At 72.4% G+C, this 19,858-nt stretch carries 15 protein-coding genes and 2 pseudogenes; 9 read left to right on the top strand and 8 right to left on the bottom strand.

Annotation, left to right across the window (positions count from 1 at the left end; translation table 11 throughout):
* The first annotated feature begins 26 nt into the window (after nucleotides 1–26).
* A complete protein-coding gene (locus tag ACIGYR_RS12485; protein ID WP_399595352.1) occupies nucleotides 27–1,019 on the top strand; it encodes a DUF3068 domain-containing protein in 993 nt (330 codons plus the stop codon).
* Here ACIGYR_RS12485 and ACIGYR_RS12490 read toward each other — a convergent pair.
* A complete protein-coding gene (locus ACIGYR_RS12490) occupies nucleotides 1,009–3,741 on the bottom strand; it encodes an ATP-dependent RNA helicase (protein ID WP_399595349.1) in 2,733 nt (910 codons plus the stop codon). The genes ACIGYR_RS12485 and ACIGYR_RS12490 overlap by 11 nt on opposite strands.
* A 282-nt stretch (nucleotides 3,742–4,023) precedes the next feature.
* Entirely contained in the window at nucleotides 4,024–4,920 is an 897-nt protein-coding gene (locus ACIGYR_RS12495) for a class I SAM-dependent methyltransferase (RefSeq protein WP_399595347.1), read from the bottom strand.
* 314 nt (nucleotides 4,921–5,234) lie between these two features.
* On the opposite strand from ACIGYR_RS12495, the gene rpsA reads away from it, so the two are divergent.
* Nucleotides 5,235–6,728 (top strand): 30S ribosomal protein S1, encoded by a 1,494-nt coding sequence (gene rpsA, locus ACIGYR_RS12500; protein ID WP_399595345.1) that lies wholly within the window; start codon nucleotides 5,235–5,237, stop codon nucleotides 6,726–6,728.
* Nucleotides 6,729–6,975: 247 nt separating this feature from the next.
* On the opposite strand, the pseudogene ACIGYR_RS12505 reads toward rpsA, so the two are convergent.
* A pseudogene (locus tag ACIGYR_RS12505) lies at nucleotides 6,976–7,152 on the bottom strand (sheath polysaccharide-degrading enzyme); the annotation flags it as partial.
* An 81-nt stretch (nucleotides 7,153–7,233) separates the two neighbouring features.
* Between ACIGYR_RS12505 and ACIGYR_RS12510 the strand changes: the two are divergent.
* The 3 genes from ACIGYR_RS12510 to ACIGYR_RS12520 all read left to right on the top strand — a co-directional run bounded on the left by ACIGYR_RS12510 (nucleotide 7,234) and on the right by ACIGYR_RS12520 (nucleotide 9,458).
* Entirely contained in the window at nucleotides 7,234–8,172 is a 939-nt protein-coding gene (locus ACIGYR_RS12510; protein ID WP_399595343.1) for a PAC2 family protein, read from the top strand.
* A 238-nt stretch (nucleotides 8,173–8,410) separates the two neighbouring features.
* Nucleotides 8,411–9,028, top strand: coding sequence for a dephospho-CoA kinase (coaE, locus tag ACIGYR_RS12515; protein WP_399595341.1), 618 nt, complete (start codon nucleotides 8,411–8,413; stop codon nucleotides 9,026–9,028).
* Nucleotides 9,029–9,077: 49 nt separating this feature from the next.
* Entirely contained in the window at nucleotides 9,078–9,458 is a 381-nt protein-coding gene (locus ACIGYR_RS12520) for a tetratricopeptide repeat protein (RefSeq protein ID WP_391839332.1), read from the top strand.
* Between the two features lie 88 nt (nucleotides 9,459–9,546).
* Here ACIGYR_RS12520 and ACIGYR_RS12525 read toward each other — a convergent pair whose 3' ends face one another.
* Nucleotides 9,547–9,888, bottom strand: a complete 342-nt coding sequence (locus ACIGYR_RS12525) for a DUF6343 family protein (protein WP_391839334.1) — start codon at nucleotides 9,886–9,888, stop codon at nucleotides 9,547–9,549.
* 781 nt (nucleotides 9,889–10,669) lie between these two features.
* On the opposite strand from ACIGYR_RS12525, the gene ACIGYR_RS12530 reads away from it, so the two are divergent.
* Nucleotides 10,670–12,634: a HelD family protein gene (locus tag ACIGYR_RS12530; RefSeq protein ID WP_399595338.1), complete on the top strand. Its 1,965-nt coding sequence runs from the start codon at nucleotides 10,670–10,672 to the stop codon at nucleotides 12,632–12,634.
* Between the two features lie 418 nt (nucleotides 12,635–13,052).
* Here ACIGYR_RS12530 and ACIGYR_RS12535 read toward each other — a convergent pair whose 3' ends face one another.
* Nucleotides 13,053–13,781, bottom strand: a complete 729-nt coding sequence (locus tag ACIGYR_RS12535) for an RNA-binding S4 domain-containing protein (RefSeq protein WP_399595336.1) — start codon at nucleotides 13,779–13,781, stop codon at nucleotides 13,053–13,055.
* 424 nt (nucleotides 13,782–14,205) lie between these two features.
* On the opposite strand from ACIGYR_RS12535, the gene ACIGYR_RS12540 reads away from it, so the two are divergent.
* Nucleotides 14,206–14,901 carry a uracil-DNA glycosylase gene (locus ACIGYR_RS12540; protein ID WP_399595334.1) on the top strand — a complete coding sequence of 232 codons (696 nt, stop codon included), beginning with the start codon at nucleotides 14,206–14,208 and terminating at the stop codon, nucleotides 14,899–14,901.
* A 12-nt stretch (nucleotides 14,902–14,913) separates the two neighbouring features.
* On the opposite strand, the pseudogene ACIGYR_RS12545 reads toward ACIGYR_RS12540, so the two are convergent.
* From ACIGYR_RS12545 to ACIGYR_RS12555, 3 genes and pseudogenes are all read right to left on the bottom strand, one after another.
* A pseudogene (locus ACIGYR_RS12545) lies at nucleotides 14,914–15,339 on the bottom strand (FCD domain-containing protein); the annotation flags it as partial.
* Nucleotides 15,340–15,475: 136 nt separating this feature from the next.
* Complete coding sequence (locus tag ACIGYR_RS12550) at nucleotides 15,476–16,018, bottom strand: GNAT family N-acetyltransferase (RefSeq protein ID WP_399595332.1); 543 nt, start codon at nucleotides 16,016–16,018, stop codon at nucleotides 15,476–15,478.
* Nucleotides 16,015–16,434: a RidA family protein gene (locus ACIGYR_RS12555; protein WP_391839342.1), complete on the bottom strand. Its 420-nt coding sequence runs from the start codon at nucleotides 16,432–16,434 to the stop codon at nucleotides 16,015–16,017. The genes ACIGYR_RS12550 and ACIGYR_RS12555 overlap by 4 nt, the downstream gene beginning before the upstream one ends.
* Nucleotides 16,435–16,683: 249 nt before the next feature.
* Here ACIGYR_RS12555 and ACIGYR_RS12560 point away from each other — a divergent pair, with 249 nt between their 5' ends.
* Both ACIGYR_RS12560 and ACIGYR_RS12565 read left to right on the top strand, forming a co-directional pair.
* Complete coding sequence (locus ACIGYR_RS12560) at nucleotides 16,684–17,472, top strand: nucleotidyltransferase domain-containing protein (protein WP_391839344.1); 789 nt, start codon at nucleotides 16,684–16,686, stop codon at nucleotides 17,470–17,472.
* Between the two features lie 410 nt (nucleotides 17,473–17,882).
* Nucleotides 17,883–19,772 (top strand): FUSC family protein, encoded by a 1,890-nt coding sequence (locus ACIGYR_RS12565; RefSeq protein WP_399595330.1) that lies wholly within the window; start codon nucleotides 17,883–17,885, stop codon nucleotides 19,770–19,772.
* The last annotated feature ends 86 nt before the right edge of the window (nucleotides 19,773–19,858 follow it).

The raw sequence follows: 19,858 nt of genomic DNA on the forward strand, positions 1-19,858 counted from the left end.
GCGCCCGTCCGGGAGGGAGGCCGGAAATGCGCCGCAAGGCAAGCCTGTTCCTGCTCGCCTGCGCCGTGTTCTGCGCGGCGCTGTCCCCACTGCTGCGCTGGTACGCCTTCCCGCGCCTGGCCCGCATCCCCGCGAACCAGTACCAGGACATGGTCCTGGAGGCCAAGGGCGCCACCCTCCTCGACTACGGCACCATGCGCGCGAAGAAGGTCTCCAAGGTCACCATCGTGCAGACCCTCAAGGGCGACGCGGAGGCCGCGAAGAGGATCGGGAAGACGGCTCGGCGGCCGGTCGTCGTCTGGGACAGCCTGTCCTACGTCCAGGGCCCCGACGGCAAGATGGTCTCCAAGGTGCCCGAGCGGTACATCTTCGACGCCCACAGCCAGGACCCCGTGCACGCCGCCGGCGAGATGGTCGACGGCGACCCGGTGAAGCGCGAGGGCATCGAGTTCAAGTGGCCCTTCCTGACGCAGAAACGGGACTACGAGTACTTCGACGCGCAGACCCGCACCACCAGCCCCATCCACTACGAGGGCACCCGCACCTTCCGCGGCCTGCCGGTCTACTACTTCGAACAGACCATCCCCTGGACCAAGGTCCCCATGCCGAAGACCATGCCCGTCCAGGGCATCACCCCGGAGACGGTCGCCAGGACGGGCACCACCCGCTGGTACAGCACGGTCCGTAGGTTCTGGGTCGAACCGGTCACCGGCGCGCCCGTCTACGGCGAGGAGATCCACAAGGAGGAGCTGCGCGGCGGCACCCTGCTGGGCGGCCGGGCCAAGGTCACCGCCTTCGCCGGGCACGTGAAGATGCGCGACGACTACATCGATCACACGGTCGCCCTGGTCAAGCAGAACCGCACCCTCGTCCTGGCCCTCACCTCCTACGCACCCTGGGGCTTCCTCGGCCTCGGCCTGCTGCTCCTCGCCCTCTCCCTCTGCCTCGAGGCCCGCGCCCGCCGTCCGCGCGGACCCGCACCCACGCAGACGCAGGGACCCGAGCCGGTCACCGCCTGAGCCGGGCGTTGGTGTGCCGCGTGGGCTCGGCGGTCGCCGGATCCTCCGGCCACGGATGCTTGGGATACCGGCCGCGCAGTTCCGCCCGGACGGCCCGGTAACCGTCCCGCCAGAAGGAGGCGAGGTCGGCCGTGACGGCTGCGGGCCGCCCGGCGGGGGAAAGCAGGTGCACGAGCAGCGGCACGCCCGCCACGGCCGGCGTCTGCCGCAGCCCGAACATCTCCTGCAGCTTGACGGCGAGAACCGGCCGCCCGGGATCCTGATAGTCGATCCGGATTCCGGACCCGCTCGGTACGGTGATCCGCTCCGGCGCCAGCTCGTCCAGCCGGGCGGCCTCCCCGCTCGCCCAGGGCAGCAGCCGCGCGAGCGCCTGCCCGGCGTCGATCCGGGCGAGATCGGCCCGTCGCCGGGCCCTGCTCAGTTCCGGCTCAAGCCACTCGTCCACGCGCGCGTGGAGCGCGGCGTCCGACACGTCCGGCCACGGCTCCCCGAGATGCGCTCGCAGGAACGCGAGCCGCTGTCGCAGCACCTGGGCATCCGCCGACCAGCGGAGCAGACCGAAGCCCTCCTGTCGCAGCCCTTCGAGGAGGGCGCCGCGCACGAGCGCCGGGTCGGCGTCCTTCAGGGGGCGTACGGCCAGCTCGATCGCCCCCAGCCGTTCGACGTGCCGGGCCACGACGTCACCGCCGTCCCAGCGCACCTCGTCCCGCTCGCCGAGCAGAGGCCGGGCCGCGGCCCGCGCCACCTCCTCGTCGACGGCGGCCCCGAGCACCACGCGTGCGTGGCCCTTGCCCACGGGCCGATCGGCGACGGCTACGACGATCCAGGGAGCGCCCCGCAGAGCGGACCCGTCGGCCGGCTCGGCCCGCGTCCCGGACGCCATGAGGTACGACCCCCCGTCGAGCCTGGCGACCCGCTCGGGAAAGGCAAGGGCGGCGACGGCTCCGACCACCCCATCCGCCCCGACATCGCCCCGCCCACCCGCACCGACCGCGCCCGCCCCACCCGACCGGACAGCGGACCGCTCCCGACCCCCGGCCGCCCGCTCCCGCTCTCCGGCCGACAAGGCCCGGCCCCACCCCTCGCCCGACTCGGTGCGGCTTCGTCCCTCACCCGGCCCCGTCCGGCTTCCCCCCTCGTCCGGTCCCGGGTGGCCTCGCCCCTCGGCCGGCGTGTCTGCCTCGGCCTCGGCGTTCACTGGTGACGAACGGTCATGGGTGGGCGGGTGGGAAAACTCGGCGGACACGGACCGCAGCCGCCGCACCTCCGCGGCCCACCGCCCCGCGTAGGCGTCACCCCCACGCCGAGCACGCCGCAAAGCACCGGCGAGATCATCGCCGTACTCCCGCGGCACCTCTTCGGAGAGCAGAGCGACGACCTGGGCCCCCGCACCCGAGGTGTCCAGCAGTGCCCGCCCCAGCCGAGGGTGCACACCCAGGCGGGCCAGCCGCGCACCGACCTCCGTGGCCCGCCCGGTGGAGTCCACCGCTCCTACGGCCGACAGCACCTCCCGCGCCGCCGTCATCGCCCCGCCCGGCGGCGGGTCCAGCAGCGCCAGTCCAGACGCGTCCGGATCGCCCCAGCACGCCGTCTGGAGCGCGAACGCGGTGAGGTCGGCCACCTTGATCTCCGGCGCCGGAAAAGCCGGCAGACGGCCGTGCTCGGCCTCCGCCCAGCACCGGTACACCACCCCCGGCGCCTCACGCCCGGCCCGCCCCGCCCGCTGCCGCCCCGCCGCCCGCGACGCCCGCACGGTGGTCAGCCCGCTCAACCCACGCGCGTGATCCACCCGCGGCTCCCGCGCCAGCCCGGAGTCGACCACCACCCGCACCCCGGGCACGGTCAGCGAAGACTCCGCGAGGGACGTCGCCAGCACCACCCGGCGCCGCTGGCCGGCCGTCAGCACCGCGTCCTGCACCGCGGCCGGCGCCCGCCCGTGCACCTGGAGCACCTCGACCTCGCCGAGATCCCCCAGCAGGCCCGTTACGCGCGCGATCTCGCCCACGCCGGGCAGGAAACACAGCACGTCCCCGCCCCGCTCGGCCAGCGCCCGCCGTACCACCGACGCCACGTGCGCCAGCAGCGCGTGATCCACCCGCATCCCGTGCGGCGGCCGTACCGGACGGGCCGGGGGAGCCCACACCACCTCCACCGGATACGCCACCCCGGCCGCCTCGACCACCGGCGCGCCGCCCAGCAACCGCGCCCACCCCTCGGCGTCCGTGGTCGCCGACGCGGCCACCAGCCGCAGCTCCGGCCGCAGCGTCTGCCGGACGTCCCACAGGAACGCGGCCACCGTGTCGGCGTCCAGATGCCGCTCATGGCACTCGTCGAGGACGACGGCGTCCACCCCGGCCAGCTCCTGGTCGCGCTGGAGCCGCTGGAGCAGGACACCGGTCGTCACGACCTCCACGCGCGTGTGCCGCCCGACGGCCCGCTCGCCGCGCACCGTGAAGCCGACGCTCCGGCCGGGCTGCTCGCCCAGCAGCCACGCCATACGGCGGGCCGCCGCCCGCGCCGCGATCCGTCGGGGCTCGGCCACCACGACCCGCCGCGCGGGACCGCCCCCGGCCAGCCCGGCGAGCACGAGCGGCACCAGCGTCGTCTTGCCGGTGCCGGGCGGCGCCACGAGGACGGCGGTGCCCTCCTCCTCCAGGGCGTCGGCCAGGGCGGGCAGGGCGGAGCGCACGGGCAGCGCGTCCAGGGCGTCGTAACGGATCACACCCCTAGTGTCGTACGACGACGAGAACGGCTCTCACGCGCGCGTACGCCCAGGAGTCACAGGCGTAGGCGAACGGGCCTCACCCACGCGTGCGGGTACGGGAACGTGCCTCAACGGCGCCGGTGCACGCACGAGGACGGCCCTCAAACGGTGCGCGTGCACGTACGGGAACGGCCTTCGCACGCGCAGGCGTATGCGCACGCGCGCGCGTGCGAAGAGCAAGGAAGAAGGGGCCTCACGCGCGCGTGGGCGATGCACGCGCGCGCAGGCGAGGTAAACGCGTCAGTCCCGCTCGCACACGAAGATCGCCGTCCCCGGGATGAGCGTGCCGCGCAGCGGCGACCAGCCGCCCCACTCCGCGGTGTTCCAGGCCGGCCACTCGGGCTCCACCAGGTCCACCAGCCGGAAGCCCGACGCCACGATGTCCCGCACCCGGTCGCCGAGCGTCCTGTGGTGCTCCACGTACACCGCACGGCCCTGCTCGTCCTGCTCCACGTAGGGCGTGCGGTCGAAGTAGGACGAGGACACCGACAGACCCTCGGGACCGGGCTCGTCCGGGAACGCCCAGCGGACCGGATGCGTCACGGAGAACACGAACCGGCCGCCCGGCCGCAGCACCCGGCGCACCTCCCGCAGGACCAGCCGCGGGTCGGCCACGAACGGCAACGCGCCGTACGCCGAGCACACCAGGTCGAAGGAGCCGTCGGCGAAGGGCAGCGCGCCGGCGTCCGCGCAGACCAGCGGAAACGATCCGCCGATCCGCAACGCGTGCTGGAGCTGGCGGTGCGAGAGGTCCAGGGCCACCGGGCGCGCGCCCTGGGCGGCCAGCCAGCGGGCACACTGTGCCGCGCCCGCGCCGATCTCCAGGACCCCCTTGCCCTTCAGCTCCTCCGGCGGGCCGAGCAGCTCCGCCTCCACCTCGTCCAGGCCCTCCGGGCCCCACACGAAGCGGTCGTCCCCGAGGAACGTGCCGTGCTCCACCTGGTACTCGTCCGCGTTCCGGTCCCACCAGCCCCGGTTGGCCCGGGCGCTCTCCGTGACATCGGCGTCACGGCGGGTGGCCTCGGGCTCGGACTCCTCCGACCGCTGCGGGTCGTACGCTTCCGGCTCTTGGATGATCGGCTCCCTCGTCGTACTCTTCCGTCCAACCCGCCGGGGCTTGTACGGACGGAGTCCCATGGGCCTGTGTGGCCTGCCGGGGCGTTTCTTCTGCCGGGTATGCGGCGATCCGCCCCGGGTGTGCGCCTTCGCGCATTGACCATGTCCGGCTGCCCCCGTATGCTACAAGTTGCGCTGCGGGCCTGCGCTCCTCAGACGTAGCAGGCTGCGCTCGCATCTGTTGTATGTCCCCTCGGTTCTCGAGGCGCCATCGGGCACTTGGTGTCCATAAAAAGGTGGCGCTTCCTTGGCTGTCCGGCTTCTGCAGAGCGAAACGGGCTCCCGGCGTAAGCAGTACCTACGACTTCAATGTCCGTACCGGAGCCCTTTCCCACATGACGAGCAGCACCGAGACCACCGCCACCACCCCGCAGGTTGCGGTCAACGACATCGGTAACGAGGAAGCCTTCCTCGCCGCGATCGACGAGACGATCAAGTACTTCAACGACGGCGACATCGTCGACGGCGTCATCGTGAAGGTCGACCGGGACGAGGTCCTGCTCGACATCGGTTACAAGACCGAAGGTGTCATCCCGAGCCGCGAGCTCTCGATCAAGCACGACGTCGACCCGAACGAGGTCGTCAAGGTCGGCGACGAGATCGAAGCCCTTGTTCTTCAGAAGGAGGACAAGGAAGGCCGCCTGATCCTCTCGAAGAAGCGCGCCCAGTACGAGCGTGCCTGGGGCACCATCGAGAAGATCAAGGAAGAGGACGGCATCGTCACCGGTACCGTCATCGAGGTCGTCAAGGGTGGTCTCATCCTCGACATCGGCCTCCGTGGCTTCCTGCCGGCTTCTCTCGTCGAGATGCGCCGTGTCCGCGACCTCCAGCCCTACGTGGGCAAGGAGCTCGAGGCCAAGATCATCGAGCTGGACAAGAACCGCAACAACGTGGTCCTGTCCCGCCGTGCCTGGCTGGAGCAGACCCAGTCCGAGGTCCGCCAGACGTTCCTCACGACCCTCCAGAAGGGTCAGGTCCGCTCCGGCGTCGTTTCCTCGATCGTCAACTTCGGTGCCTTCGTGGACCTGGGTGGCGTCGACGGTCTGGTCCACGTCTCCGAGCTGTCCTGGAAGCACATCGACCACCCCTCCGAGGTTGTCGAGGTCGGCCAGGAGGTCACCGTCGAGGTCCTCGACGTCGACATGGACCGCGAGCGTGTCTCCCTGTCGCTGAAGGCGACGCAGGAAGACCCGTGGCAGCAGTTCGCCCGCACCCACCAGATCGGCCAGGTCGTGCCCGGTAAGGTCACGAAGCTGGTTCCGTTCGGTGCGTTCGTCCGCGTGGACGAGGGCATCGAGGGTCTGGTGCACATCTCCGAGCTGGCCGAGCGCCACGTGGAGATCCCGGAGCAGGTCGTCCAGGTCAACGACGAGATCTTCGTCAAGGTCATCGACATCGACCTCGAGCGTCGTCGCATCAGCCTCTCGCTGAAGCAGGCCAACGAGTCCTTCGGTGCCGACCCGGCCTCGGTGGAGTTCGACCCGACCCTGTACGGCATGGCCGCGTCCTACGACGACCAGGGCAACTACATCTACCCCGAGGGCTTCGACCCCGAGACCAACGACTGGCTCGAGGGCTACGAGACCCAGCGGGAGGCGTGGGAGCACCAGTACGCCGAGGCGCAGCAGCGCTTCGAGCAGCACCAGGCGCAGGTCATCAAGTCCCGCGAGGCCGACGCCGCTGCCGCGGCCGAGGGCGGCGAGGCTGCGGCTCCGGCCGCGACCGGTGGCGGCTCCTACTCCTCCGAGGGTGCGGACACCTCTGGTGCCCTGGCCTCGGACGAGGCGCTGGCCGCGCTGCGCGAGAAGCTGGCCGGTGGCCAGAGCTGAACGCAGCCTGAGGCTTAGCCGATAGGCACTGAGGGGCCGCACCTTTCGAGGTGCGGCCCCTCATCGCTGTTCTCCCTCGGCGTCCTGCCTCGGAGTTCCCTCCCGGAAGTTCCTGGGAGTCGTTCTCGGAGTGTGTCCTCGTGTCCTCGGAGTTGTCCGAGGTCCGGCCGTCGTTCTTCGAGTGCCGGGCCCGTGGTGGCTCGGCGCGCAGTTCCCCGGGCCCCTCAAGGGATCACCGTGTCCTTCTTCAGGAAGTGACCGGGACGTTCGTCAGGCCCTTGCCGCCCGTCACCGTGTCGCTGCTGTAGACCGTCGTCCTGCAGCTCGTGCCGTAGTCGGGGACGTCGATCGCCAGCTGCGTCGCGCCGGTCGCGCCGGCCAGAGCCGACTTGTTGCCCTTGAAGACCGTGCCGCAGCCCCAGCCGTCGCAGATCGCGGCGTGCCGCGGGAATTCCGCCGCGCCAGGGCGCGTTGTCGAGGACGGACACGAGGAGGAGCGGTCACAGTGCTTGATCCGCAGGGTTTGTACGCATGGGAGCCGAAGGGCCTCGCCGTTGTCGACATGGCGCTCGCCCAGGAGTCGGCCGGCCTTGTCATGCTCTACCACTTCGACGGATACATCGACGCGGGTGAGACCGGCGACCAGATCGTCGACCGGCTCCTCGACTCACTGCCCCACCAGGTCGTGGCCCGATTCGACCACGACCGGCTCGTGGACTACCGGGCCCGTCGCCCCCTGCTGACCTTCAAGCGGGACCGCTGGACGGACTACGAGGTCCCGGCCGTCGAGGTCCGCCTCGTCCAGGACACCACCGGTGCTCCGTTCCTGCTGCTGTCCGGTCCCGAACCGGACGTGGAGTGGGAGCGGTTCGCGGCGGCGGTACGGCAGATGGTGGAACGGCTCGGCGTCCGGCTGTCGGTGAACTTCCATGGCATCCCCATGGGCGTCCCGCACACCCGCCCGGTGGGCCTGACCCCGCACGGCAACCGCACCGACCTCGTTCCCGGTCACCGCAGCCCCTTCGACGAGGCACAGGTGCCCGGCAGCGCCGAGTCGCTGATCGAGTACCGCCTCATGGAGGCCGGTCACGACGTCCTGGGCGTGGCCGCGCACGTCCCGCACTACATCGCCCGTTCCACGTACCCGGACGCCGCCCTGACCGTCCTGGAGGCCGTCACGGCCGCCACCGGTCTGGTGCTGCCCGGCGTGGCCCACTCGCTGCGCACGGACGCCCACCGCACGCAGAACGAGATCGACCGGCAGATCCGGGAGGGGGACGAGGAGTTGACCTCGCTCGTTCAGGGCCTCGAGCATCAGTATGACGCCGCGGCGGGCGCCGAGACCCGCGGCAACATGCTGGCCGAGCCCGTGGAGATCCCGTCGGCGGACGAGATCGGGCTGGAGTTCGAGCGCTTCCTGGCGGAGCGCGAGGGCGACAACTGACCCGCGGCCCGCACGGCGCGGAGAGCCGCGTCGGCAGCAGCCCTTACAGGGCGGCCCCAACCGGCTCCCGTCGGGCCGGTGTCGGCCCGCATCTGTACCGGGCTCCTGCCGGGTTGCCACCGGCCCCTGTCGGGCCGGTGCTGCCGGCCCGCACCTGCCGGGCCGGTGCCGGCGGCCCGCATTTGTCGGCCCGCACCTGTCGGACCGGCCCAGGAGCGGAGCGTCTAGGCTTCCGCTCATGCTGACAGTGGGCCTGACCGGCGGTATCGGCGCCGGCAAGAGCGAGGTCTCGCGGCTGCTCGTGGAGCACGGGGCCGTGCTGATCGACGCGGACCGCATCGCGCGCGAGGTCGTGGCGCCCGGGACCCCCGGCCTCGCGGCCGTGGTCGACGCCTTCGGGACGGACATCCTCGCCGCCGACGGCAGCCTGGACCGGCCCCGGCTCGGCTCGATCGTCTTCGCCGACCCCGAGAAACTCGCTGTCCTCAACTCCCTCGTGCATCCCCTGGTGGGCGCCCGGTCCCGCGAGCTGGAGAGTGCCGCGGCAGAGGACGCCGTGGTGGTCCACGACGTGCCCCTGCTCACCGAGAACGGTCTCGCGGCGCTCTACGACGTCGTGATCGTCGTGGACGCAAGCGACGAGACCCGGCTCGACCGGCTGGTGCGGCTGCGCGGGATGACGGAGGAGGACGCACGCGCGCGTATGGCCGCACAGGCGACGCGCGAACAGCGCCGGGAGATCGCGGACGTCCTCATCGACAACGACGTACCCCTGGACGCGCTTCGGACGCGTGTCGCCGAGGTCTGGGACGACCTGGCACGCCGGGCCCGGCAGGCGGCCGGGGCCACGGAATAGCCGCCCGGCCCGGGGCGTTGAAGCGCTGGAGCAAGGGAAGGACTCAGCCGTGCCCGAGACCAGCGGTCCCACCGGACGTACTCCGGAAACGCATGTCATCGACTTCCGTGCCGCCGAGCAACTGCTCAACGCACGGGACCCGCGGGGCGCGGTGAAACTGCTCGACGGAGTCATCGCCGCGTACCCCGAGAACACCGCCGCGCGCCTGCTACGCGCGCGTGCGTTCTTCGCCGCGGCGCAACTGCGGCCCGCCGAGCTGGAGTTCACCATCGTGCTGGAGCGTGAGCCGGACAACGCGTTCGCGCACTTCGCCCTGGCCCGCACCTATGAGCGCCAGGGGCGCCCCGACCAGGCCAAACGGCATTTCCGCCTGGCCGCCGCGCTCGACCCCAATCCGGAGTATCTGAAAGCGGCCCGTTTCGACGACTGACGGCGGGCGGAGCGGGAGGCGGCCCCTGGAGCCTCCGGGGGTGCGTACCCGGCCGGTTGCGCTGGCGCGCTCGATCCAAGCCAGGCGCTCACGGATGGCGGTGCCTGGGTGGTCCCGGGTGCGGCGGCCCGCTGGGTCGGCGGTGCCTCGGCGGCCCCGGATGCGGTGGTCCATCGTCGTCCGGCGGCGGGTACGGCGGTATGTCGTGGCCCGGCTGGTAGTGAGGACCCTGCCGGATGTGCCGGAGGATCATGGCCATGTCGACGGTGACCACCAGCCAGAGCGCGCCGCACGCCGCCGCCCAGCCCGGGCGCCCCGCCAGTGCGAACGCGGCCGTGCCGAAGATCGCCCAGACCAGCCCCCACGCGCTCAGCCAGAACCGCGCCCGCAGAGCACTGCGCGCGGTCGCCGGTTCACTGCCCGTACGCATCGGACCACCACTCCTCATCGCAACGTACTCTTCGATGACGACCCGCATCAATGCTCGTCGGGACGCGGAGGTCCCGGTCTGCTCCGCGAAGACAACCGGGGCCTCGATCCCAGCCTCTTCCGGCACAGGTTCTGGCGTGTGGTCGACTGCTGGTCGGTCGACATCCGCTTATGGACCAGGTTGGCCATGCCGCTCCCCGTTGTGGTGGTCGCATTCCGTCCTGGCTGTCAGCAAACCGTGTCATCAGCCGTTATCGGATCAGATAAGATCGGCGCCGCCGCCGGGCCCGGGAAAGCCCGGGTTCATTTGGACGCCCGCCGATTTCAGCGATCCGTTCTCTGGGTCGGGCGCGACTGACGGCGGCATGGCGCTGTGGTCCTGTGATGGGGCCGTCGGCACGAGTCGGGAGCTCAAGAACTCAATGGTGCCGGTCGCCTCGCCGTATCGTCTCCCTTCCCGAGCACGGCAGAACATCGCCGGTATCCAAGGGCGGGCTCGCCCATAAGGCAGGCGGGCATCGGGAGCGCAATCAGCGATATACGGAACGGCGGAAGGTCAGTCGTCATGGATTCAGTCGCAGGGCCATAGCTTGACCAAGTAAGTCAAGACTTATCTTTATGGGCCTGTGACCGTATGGTGTGGCTCGAATCGAAGGAGCCCCCTGTTGTCGAAAATGAATGATCCCGCTGTGCGTGCGGTTGAATCGGAGCGGGATTATGTGTCCTCCTTGTATGAATTTCTCACCGAGCGGCTTTCCGAGGCGCGAGTACACCGAGCGAGTGTGCTGAAGGCTCCGGCGGAAAGCGCCGGTGAGGCATACGAGAGGGAAATCGCCGCCGAGCGTCTGGCCAAGGAAATCGGCCGGCTGGAGGGCGCCGAAAAAGGGCTGGTCTTCGGGCGCATCGACCGGACGGATGGCACGGCCCTGCGCATCGGGCGGATCGGACTGCACAGGGAGGAGGATGACCTGCCTCTGCTCGTGGACTGGCGCGCGAACGCGGCGCGGCCCTTCTACGAGGCGACACCGGTCCACCCGATGGACCTGCGGCGGCGCCGGCACCTGCGCCTCGAGGAGCGCACGGTCGTCTCGGTGAGCGACGAACTGCTGGACGGGACCGCCCCGACGGACGAGGACGTCGTGGGGGACGGCCCGTTGACCGAGGCTCTGTCGGCCCGGCGTACGGGCAGGATGCACGCGGCCGTCGCGACGCTGCAGGCCGAGCAGGACGAGATCGTCCGCTCCGCCCACCGCGGGGTGACCGTGGTGCAGGGCGGGCCCGGCACCGGCAAGACGGTGGTCGCCCTGCACCGGGCGGCCTACGTCCTGTACGCGTTCCCGCGCGCCGCGGAGGAGGGTGTCCTGGTGGTGGGCCCGAACGCTCGGTTCCTCGACTACATCTCCCAGGTTCTTCCCTCGCTCGGAGAGAACGACGTCGTTCTGGCGACCTGCCGGGAACTGGCCGGAGTGTCCACGGACACGGTGGGCCCGTTCGACACGGCGCGTCTCAAGGGCAGCTCCGACCTCGCCGACGCCCTGGCCGGCCTGCTGCGCGTCCACCAAGCGCCCGCCGGTGGCTTCACCGTGCGGGTCGGACAGGAACTGGTTCGCCTCTCCGGCGAGGAAGTAGCCACGGCACGCGACGCCGCCGTGGCAGCCGTACCGGGGCACAACCCCGCGCGCCAGGTGTTCAAAGAGCTCCTGGTCGACGCCGTCACCGACGCGATGCAACGAGACATGGGCGACCTCCTGGAGCGGATCGACGCCGATGCCGAAAGGATGACGGGCATCGACCTCGACCGGTTCACGGGAGCCGCCCAGCGCCGTGCCGAAGGTGCGGCCGACTCGGGTCCGGTCCACGAGCTGGACCTGGACGCCATCCGAGCCGATCTCCTCGACGACGCCGGGGTCGACCGAGCGGTCGAGGTGTTGTGGCCGCGGCTGGTACCCGGTGACCTCGTGAAGGCGCTCCTGACGAATGCCGACGCTCTCGCCGAGCGCCTGCCCCGCCTGACCGCGCAGGAGCGGTCCCTTCTGCTGCGCGGTCCGGACGACCCGTGGACCGATGCCGATGTGCCGTTGCTGGACGAGGCGGTGAGCCTGGTCGACGGCCCCCCCGAGCGGACGTACGGGCACGTCGTCGTCGACGAGGCGCAGGAACTGACCGCCATGCAGTGGCGGATGATCGTCCGCCGCTGCCCGGCAAGGGCGATGACGCTGGTGGGTGACTTCGCCCAGGCAGGCCCGGTCGCGACAGCACGCGACTGGAAGGAAGCACTGAGCCCCCACGTCGGACCGCGGTTCACACTGCACAACCTGACCGTCAGCTACCGCACCACCCAGGAGATCCTGGAGAGCGTCCGGGACCTGCTCACGCGGATCGCTCCGGACCAGAAGCCCACACGGTCACTGCGAAGCGGTGAGAGCCCTCGCGCCGTGACCACACCTCCGGACGGGTGGGTCACCGCCGTCGTTCAGGAACTCCGTGCTCAGAGCACCGCGCACCCGGGCGAGCTTCTGGGAGTGATCTGCGCGGACACCAGGGTGAGCGAGCTGACGGCCCAGGGCATCGCTCACCACGCACGCATCGTGCCGGCGTCCGAAGCACGCGGCCTGGAATTCGACGGGGTCGTCGTCATGAACCCCGAGGAAATCAGCACGGCCCGCCCCGGTGGGGAAAGGGACTTGTACGTAGCCCTGACCCGGGCCACCAAGCGCCTCTGCACCATCACCGTCCAGCCCGCCTGACGACTCGGCGCCCGCGTCGTCGCCGCGGGCGCACCCGGCGCGGTCCAGACACCGGCCCGCGCGCACGGGGCTGCTCGCCGCCTCACCGCTCGTGGCCGCACCCGGCATCACGCGGCCTGGTCCAAGCCGACGACGTTCAGATCCCCTTCGCGCAGCAGGGTGAAGTCGACTCCAGCCGGGCCTGCACCAGGGTGGGCACGGCCGGGGAGACGTCCCCGCCCAGCCGGCGGGCGAGCTCCTCCACCCTGCCGCCTCGTCCAGCCCGTCCAGGGCCCTGACCGCCTCGGCGGTCATCCCCGCCGCCCCTCAAGCGCCGCCTGGGCCGGGCCGTCGGCGTCGATGTTCTCGAGTGGTCTCGAACACGAGCGGGCTCTTCCCTGGCTGGGCTTCTCCGTGTGATGGCCGGGTTTTCCTCAGCTCACCGCCCGCGCGGCCTTCCTCCCGAGCCCCCAGCGCGCCCCGCACCCCCTGTACCGCCCGGGCCGCCGCGACCGCCGGCGGCGTCGGAGCCCCGGCGTTCGCCACGGCCGCTCGCCCCGCTGCGGCCGCCGGACCCGCCGACTCCGCCCGTTGCGCCGGGGCCGCCGAGGCCGGCGAAGCCACCGGGGGCGCCGGAGCTGCCGAGGCTGCGGAGGCGTTCCAGTTCGCGGCGGTCCCGCTTGGTGGGGCGGCCGGCGCCGCGGTCGCGGAGACCGGCGGGGGCGATGGCCTCGCGGGGCGGAGGCGGAGGGGAGTTGTCGATGTAGCACTGGGTGGCCACGGGCGCACCGACCCGCTTGCGGATCAGACGCTTGACGATCACGACCCGTTCCCGGCCCTCGTGCCGCAGCCGTACTTCGTCGCCGACGCGTACGGAGTAGGCGGGCTTCACCCGCTCGCCGTTCACGTGCACGTGCCCGCCCCGGCATGCGGAGGCGCCGAGGGAGCGGGTCTTGACCAGACGGACGGCCCAGATCCAGCTGTCGATGCGGACGGTTTCGCCGGTGCCCGCTCCGGCGGCCTCGGCGGCGGCCACCGCGGCGGCGGTCTTGGGGTCGAGCGGCTGCTCGGCAGGTGCGGACGCCGATCCGCCCGGCGCGCCGGTCCCGTCGCCGGTCTCCTCGCCGGTCGCACGGTCCACGGTCTCGTCCGCATCGTCGGAAGCCATGTCCCGACCTTAACGCCACGGGGCGACTGAGCCGGAAGCGTTTTCGCGGTGCAGCCCCTGACCGTCCCAGGCACCGGCGGACCGCGTCTCGTCGGTTCGGCCGTGCTGGTCGTCGGGCTGGTCGTCGGACCGGCCCGCCGGGTCGCGGTCACCAGGAACACCTCGGAGACCCACTGCCGCCGTATCCCACTGCCATCCGTGCCTCACCGCCGCTGTGCCTCACCGCCACCGTGCCTCACCGCCACCGTCGGCGACGATTCTGGCCGGCCGAGCTGCGACCCGCGCCCTGCGCCCCGCACTGCCACATGCGAACTGCGCCCTGCCACCTGCACCTGCCACCTGCGACTTGTGTACCTGCGGATCTGCGACTTCGCGGTGGTGGGCGACGGGTTCGCCCGGGCGCCTTGGGGCATACGGTGGCCGTATGGACGACAGCAGCGCTCTCGCCCGGCTCGACCGGCGCGTCGCCGACTGCCGGGCCTGCCCGCGGCTGGTCGACTGGCGCGAGGAAGTGGCCCGTACGAAGCGGGCCGCGTTCGTCGACTGGACGTACTGGGGGCGGCCGGTGCCGGGGTTCGGCCCGGCCGACGCCCGGCTGGTGATCATCGGGCTGGCCCCGGCCGCGCACGGCGGCAACCGCACCGGCCGCATGTTCACCGGCGACCGGTCGGGAGACGTGCTCTACCAGGCGATGTACGACGTGGGGCTCGCCTCGCAGCCCGCCTCCGTCAGCGCCGACGACGGACTGGAACTGTACGGCGTGCGCGTCACGGCGCCCGTCCACTGCGCCCCGCCCGCCAACAAGCCGACCCCGGGGGAGCGCGACACCTGCCGGCCCTGGCTGGTCCAGGAGTTGACGCTGCTCCGGCCGACGCTGAAGGCCGCCGTCGTCCTCGGTGCCTTCGGCTGGCAGGCCGCCCTGCCCGCGTTCCGGGAGGCGGGCTGGACCGTGCCCCGCCCCCGCCCGGCTTTCGCGCACGGCACCCGGGTCGCGCTCGACGGCCTGGACCTCTTCGGCTGCTTCCATGTCAGCCAGCGCAACACCTTCACCGGCCGGCTCACCACCGGCATGCTGCGCGAGGTCCTGCGCACGGCGGCGGACGCGGCCGGGCTGCCGTAGCGCGCGGCTTCCTCAGGGGGCGCCGGCCGGGTCGGTGGGGTCGGCCGGGTCGTCGGCGTGGGCCGCGTCGGTGGGGTCGGCCGGGTCCGTGGCGTGGGCCGGGTCGATGCCGAACAGGTGCCGACCGTCGAGCGGTAGGTGGCGCGGACGTGGCCCAGTGCGTGGGCGCGGGCTCGGTCCGGGTCGCCGGAGGCGAGGGCCTCGTACAGTTCACGGTGTTCGGCGAGGAGTGGGGACCACTGGGTCCCGCAGCTCCGCCGGCGCCTCGGGTGTCGCCCGGGCCGCCGCCAGCCCCGCCGCGTACACCTCCAACGCCTCACGCAGCTCGAAGAGTTCCCGGACGTCGGCCGGGGGGAGCCGGCGCACGACCGTGCGGCGGGCGGCGGTGAAGCTCGCGGAGTCCCTGGTAAACCTCGGCCTGACGACGAGCCGGGCGGGAGGCTACGAGAAGCCGCTGACCAAGGGGCGGCGGTGGGGCCGGCAGACGGACGGGCCGCGTCCGGCTCGGAGGGCGCCGGACGCCCCACCGAGCCCCGGGCATCCGGACCCCTCACCGGTCACCCGGGCGTAGCGATCACGGCCGCCACACATACCGGACGTCCGGCTCCCGCTCCTCGTTGTCGCTGCCGTCCGTGTACTCGGCGGCGACGAAACCGTGCCGCTCGTAGAAGCGGTGGGCGGGGGCGTTGACCTGGAAGGTCCACAGAGTGAGGCCCCGGGGGCTGCGCTCCTTGGCCAGGGCGACGAAACGGTCGCCGAGGCCACGGCCCCGCCAGGCGGGGGCGAGGTAGAGCTGGGACAGTTCGTCGTCGTGCAGCACCATCATGCCGACGACCCCGTCACCCCCCTCGTTCCCGTCGGCCCGCGCGTTTCCGTCACTCCCCTCGTTCCCGTCGACCCGCTCGTTCCCGTCACCTTCCTCGTTGCCGTCGGCCGCTTCGGCGACCCAGGTCTCGTGCAACGGCACGACCACCTCCCGGAAGTACGCGCGCACCTCGTCGTCAGAGTGCGCCCGGCCGACCGTGGGCAGGGCGGTGGCGAAGGACCGCAGCCAGACGTCGGCGACGGCGCGGGCGTCCGCCGGCAGCGCCCGGCGCAGGACGACCCCGTCCGTCATCGACCGACCTGACTCAGTTCCGGCACCACAGCCGTCACCGTGATCTCCACCAACTGTCCGGTGTACCCGAGGCAGGAGACCCCGAGCAGCGTGGACGAGTGCGGCCCCAGGCTCAGACCCGACGCCTCGACCACGTTCCACACTTCCGAGAGTGTCGCGGGCTCGTCGCTGACCACGTACACCTCGGACACGACCACGTGCTCCAAGTCGGAGCCGACGGCCAGCAGCTGCTCGCGCAGATTGGCGATCACCTGCTCGGCCTGACGTACGGGATCCCCCGGCCCCACCAGCTCGCCGTCGGCTGTGAGCGGTACCGCCCCGGCGAGGAAGGCGAGTTTCGTGCCGGCCTCGACGACGGAGGCGTGGGAGTAGGTGGGCGGAGGGAAAAGTCCGGCGGCGGTGACGCGTCGGATCATGGAAGCGGCTCCTGTGAGGGGCGGGCGGACGGCGTTCGGCAGGGAACGCCGGGCAGTGTTGCTGCGCGGACCGTCCGACGGCGTCGCTGCAACCGGCATCGGAAAGCGTTGCCGCACGGGACGGCCGACAGCTTTCCGATGATCGGACCTCCAGGTCCTGCGCGCATCCGAATTACCGGGCGCGGACCGGCGAACGGCTCGCCGGAAAACCGGGAGCGGACCTCGGCGTCACCGGTCAGGCTGGGGACCATGCCCGAGACCTCCGACGCCGACTTCCTCGCCACCACCGCCGACCGTCTGGCCTCCCTCCCCACCGTCCGGGCCGTGGCCCTCGGCGGTTCCCGCGCCGAGGGCACCCACCGCCCGGACAGTGACTGGGACCTGGCCGTCTACTACCGCGGACCCTTCGACCCGGACGACCTGCGCGCCCTCGGCTGGCCGGGTGAGGTCTCCGAGACCGGCGGCTGGGGAGGCGGTGTCTTCAACGGTGGCGCCTGGCTCACCATCGACGGACGCCGGGTCGATGTGCACTATCGGGACCTGGACGTCGTGGAACACGAACTGGCCGAGGCGGAGGAGGGCCGCTTCCGGGTGGAGCCGCTGCTCTTCCACCTGGCCGGAATCCCCAGCTACCTGGTCGTCGCCGAACTGGCGCTCAACCAGGTACTGCGGGGCGAACTCCCGCGCCCGGCCGGGTATCCGCCGAGACTGCGCCGCGCCGCCGTGGACCGGTGGTCCGGCACCGCCGACGCCACCCTCTCCTACGCCGAGGCCAACCACGCCCCGCACGGCCGCCTCACGGAGACCGCCGGAGCGCTCGCCACGGCCGCCGTCCAGTCCGCCCACGCCGTCCTCGCGGCCCGCGGCGAGTGGGTGACGAACGAGAAACGACTGCTGGAGCGGGCCGGCCTGCGAACCGTGGACAACGTCCTCGCGTCACTGTGCACAGGACCGGACCCGGACCGCCTGGCCCAGGCGATCACCCAGGCCCGGACTCTCTTCGAGAGGACGATCCGGAAGCCGGCCGCAGACCTCTAGTGCTGTGGCCGGAAAGGTTTGCCGGAAGGCTCGCGGCGTCCGGTGCGGTGCATCGCAAGGCGGAGCATCACCCGCGTACTGGATGTACTCGGGTGATGCGACAACGCGGCGAGGTGCCGTGCCGGGCGCCGCGAGCCGGTGAACCTTTCCGGTCACAGCACTAGATTCAGGCGAAATCCACGAACGTCTTCGCGAGGTCGACGAGGGAGCCGGCGACGCGCACGTCCCCGTGCCGTGGGTCAGGTCCGGACCCGATGGCTCTCCGTCACAGTTGCGTTCATAAAGAAACCTGCCACCCCCGCACCTTTCACCTGACTGAAACGTCATCGTCCCGTTTGCTCAGGGAACGCGATCTACCGTGGAGCCACACCACCGGCCACCGTCGTCCGAAGGCCCACCCCCGCCCTCGAATGAACAGGAGCCCCGTGTCCCGGCTCGCCGTACCGCCCTGGCTCGCCCATGCCTTCCGTGCCCAGCGCGAACCCGTCCCCTGGAGCGCGGTGTGCCGGGGGGCACTCGCCGCCGGGCCGTTGCTGCTCGCCGGGGTGCTCCTCGGGCAGGCGGCCGACGGCGTACTCGCCGCCATCGGCGCGATGCTCGCCGGCATCAACGACCGGCCCGGCAGCCGGCGGGCCTCCGTGCAGCGGCTCGGGGTGCCCGCGCTGGCCGGGGCGCTCGGGCTGCTCGTGGGGACGTACGCAGGGCAGGGACTGGCCGCGGTACCGCTGACCCTGGCGCTCACCGCGCTCGGGCTGGCCGCCGGCGGCATCAGTGCCATCGGGCCCGTCGCCTCCGCCGCCGGCACACAGCTGCTCGTCGCCGCGGCCGTCGGCGCCGGGATGCCGGCGGCCGAGAGCGGCTGGCAGCGGGGCCTGGCCTTCCTGGCCGGCGCCGGCTGGCTGCTGGTGCTGCGGCTCGCCCTGCCCACCCCCGGTTCGCTCGCCGGGGACTTCCGGTTCGACGGGGAGCGGGAAGCGGTCGCCGACGTGTACGACGCGATCGCCGCGCTCGTCGACGCCGTGGGCGGGGAACGGGCCACCGCCCGCCGGGCCGCGCTGACCGCCGCGCTCGACCACGCCCAGGACGCCCTCGCCGGACCCCGGCTGCGCCCGTACGCCGGCTCGGCCGCCGAGCGCCGGCTGCACGCCAAGTTCGCGGCGGCGTTGCCCCTCGCCGAAGCCGCCACCGCCCTCCACTGGGCGGGGGAGCCCGTCCCTGCGCGGGCGGCGGAGGGGCCCCGGCGGCTCGCCGCGGCCGTCCGCGGCAACACCGGCACCGGCCCGCTGCCCGCGCCGCACCTCCCGCCCGCTCGGCTTCGCTCGCCCGGCGGAATCGCCATGGCCCCTGCCGTGCGCGCCCTGGACGACGCCCTGCTGCGTGCCGCCGAGGCGTTCGACCGGGGCGAGGGCGTCCACCGCGGGCTGCTCGGCCGGCGCCGTGGCGTCCGGGACGCGCTGCGGGCCGCGCTCGGTGCCGGCGGACGCGAGTACGGCCTGCGTGTCGCCCTCTGCTTCGGCGCCAGTGCCGCCATCGCCCAGGCTCTGCACCACACCCGCTGGTACGGGCAGCACGCGCACTGGTACTGGCTTCCCGCCACCGCCGTCTTCCTCGTCAAGCCCGACCTCGGTCCGCTCGCCTCACGGGTGCTGTGCCGGGCCGCCGGCACCGTGCTCGGCGCGGTCGTGTTCGCCGGGTTCGCCGCGCTGCTGCCCCGCCCGGCCGGGCTGATCGCGCTGGTGGCGGTGTGTGGCGCCGTCATACCGGTCGCCACCCGGCACTTCGCGGCGCTCACCGCCGTCGTCACCGTCCTCGTCCTCGCCCTGATCATGGCCGGCGGCGAGCCGCAGGCATCGGTCAGCCGGATCGGCGAGACCCTGCTGGCCTGCGCGCTCGTGCTCGTCGTGGGGCATCTGCCGATGCCGGGGAAGCGGGGCGGCGGGGTACGGGCCCGGCTCGCGGCGGCCGGCGGAGCCGCGCACGTCTATCTCCTGCACGTCTTCGGCGAGTCCGGGGACCGTGCCGAGCGGTGGGCGCTGCGCCGGGAGGCATACCGGACCCTCGCCGAGGCCCGTACCGCCATCGCCCTCGCCGCCGCCGAACTGCCCGCCGTCGCCCGGCACACCGAGGGCACGGACGCCGTCGCCGAGGCGCTGGAACGGCTCGTGGACACCACCACGGCCTGCGCCGTGCACCTCGACGACACCGGACGGCTCACCCCCCGGCACCTCGGCCGACTGCGTGAGGCGCTCGGGGAGCTGGAACGGCAGGGGGTACGGGTGCCGCTGCCGGCCGCCGCGTAGGCGTACGCGCTCGCCTGGCCGTGCGTGCGCGGGAGGGGGTGCGGGCGTTGGTGCGGGTGCGGGTGCGGGTGCGGGTGCGGGTGCCG

The sequence above is a fragment of the Streptomyces sp. NPDC053076 genome (assembly GCF_044546845.1).
Classification (GTDB): domain Bacteria; phylum Actinomycetota; class Actinomycetes; order Streptomycetales; family Streptomycetaceae; genus Streptomyces.

Bases quoted from the DNA above. Each gene is read 5' to 3' on its own strand.
- ACIGYR_RS12535 (WP_399595336.1), bottom strand. From the start codon at position 13,781: ATGGCTTCCGACGATGCGGACGAGACCGTGGACCGTGCGACCGGCGAG.
- ACIGYR_RS12555 (WP_391839342.1), bottom strand. From the start codon at position 16,434: ATGATCCGACGCGTCACCGCCGCCGGACTTTTCCCTCCGCCCACCTAC.
- ACIGYR_RS12485 (WP_399595352.1), top strand. From the start codon at position 27: ATGCGCCGCAAGGCAAGCCTGTTCCTGCTCGCCTGCGCCGTGTTCTGC.
- ACIGYR_RS12495 (WP_399595347.1), bottom strand. From the start codon at position 4,920: ATGGGACTCCGTCCGTACAAGCCCCGGCGGGTTGGACGGAAGAGTACG.
- coaE (WP_399595341.1), top strand. From the start codon at position 8,411: ATGCTGACAGTGGGCCTGACCGGCGGTATCGGCGCCGGCAAGAGCGAG.
- ACIGYR_RS12540 (WP_399595334.1), top strand. From the start codon at position 14,206: ATGGACGACAGCAGCGCTCTCGCCCGGCTCGACCGGCGCGTCGCCGAC.
- ACIGYR_RS12565 (WP_399595330.1), top strand. From the start codon at position 17,883: ATGAACAGGAGCCCCGTGTCCCGGCTCGCCGTACCGCCCTGGCTCGCC.
- rpsA (WP_399595345.1), top strand. From the start codon at position 5,235: ATGACGAGCAGCACCGAGACCACCGCCACCACCCCGCAGGTTGCGGTC.
- ACIGYR_RS12525 (WP_391839334.1), bottom strand. From the start codon at position 9,888: ATGCGTACGGGCAGTGAACCGGCGACCGCGCGCAGTGCTCTGCGGGCG.
- ACIGYR_RS12550 (WP_399595332.1), bottom strand. From the start codon at position 16,018: ATGACGGACGGGGTCGTCCTGCGCCGGGCGCTGCCGGCGGACGCCCGC.
- ACIGYR_RS12560 (WP_391839344.1), top strand. From the start codon at position 16,684: ATGCCCGAGACCTCCGACGCCGACTTCCTCGCCACCACCGCCGACCGT.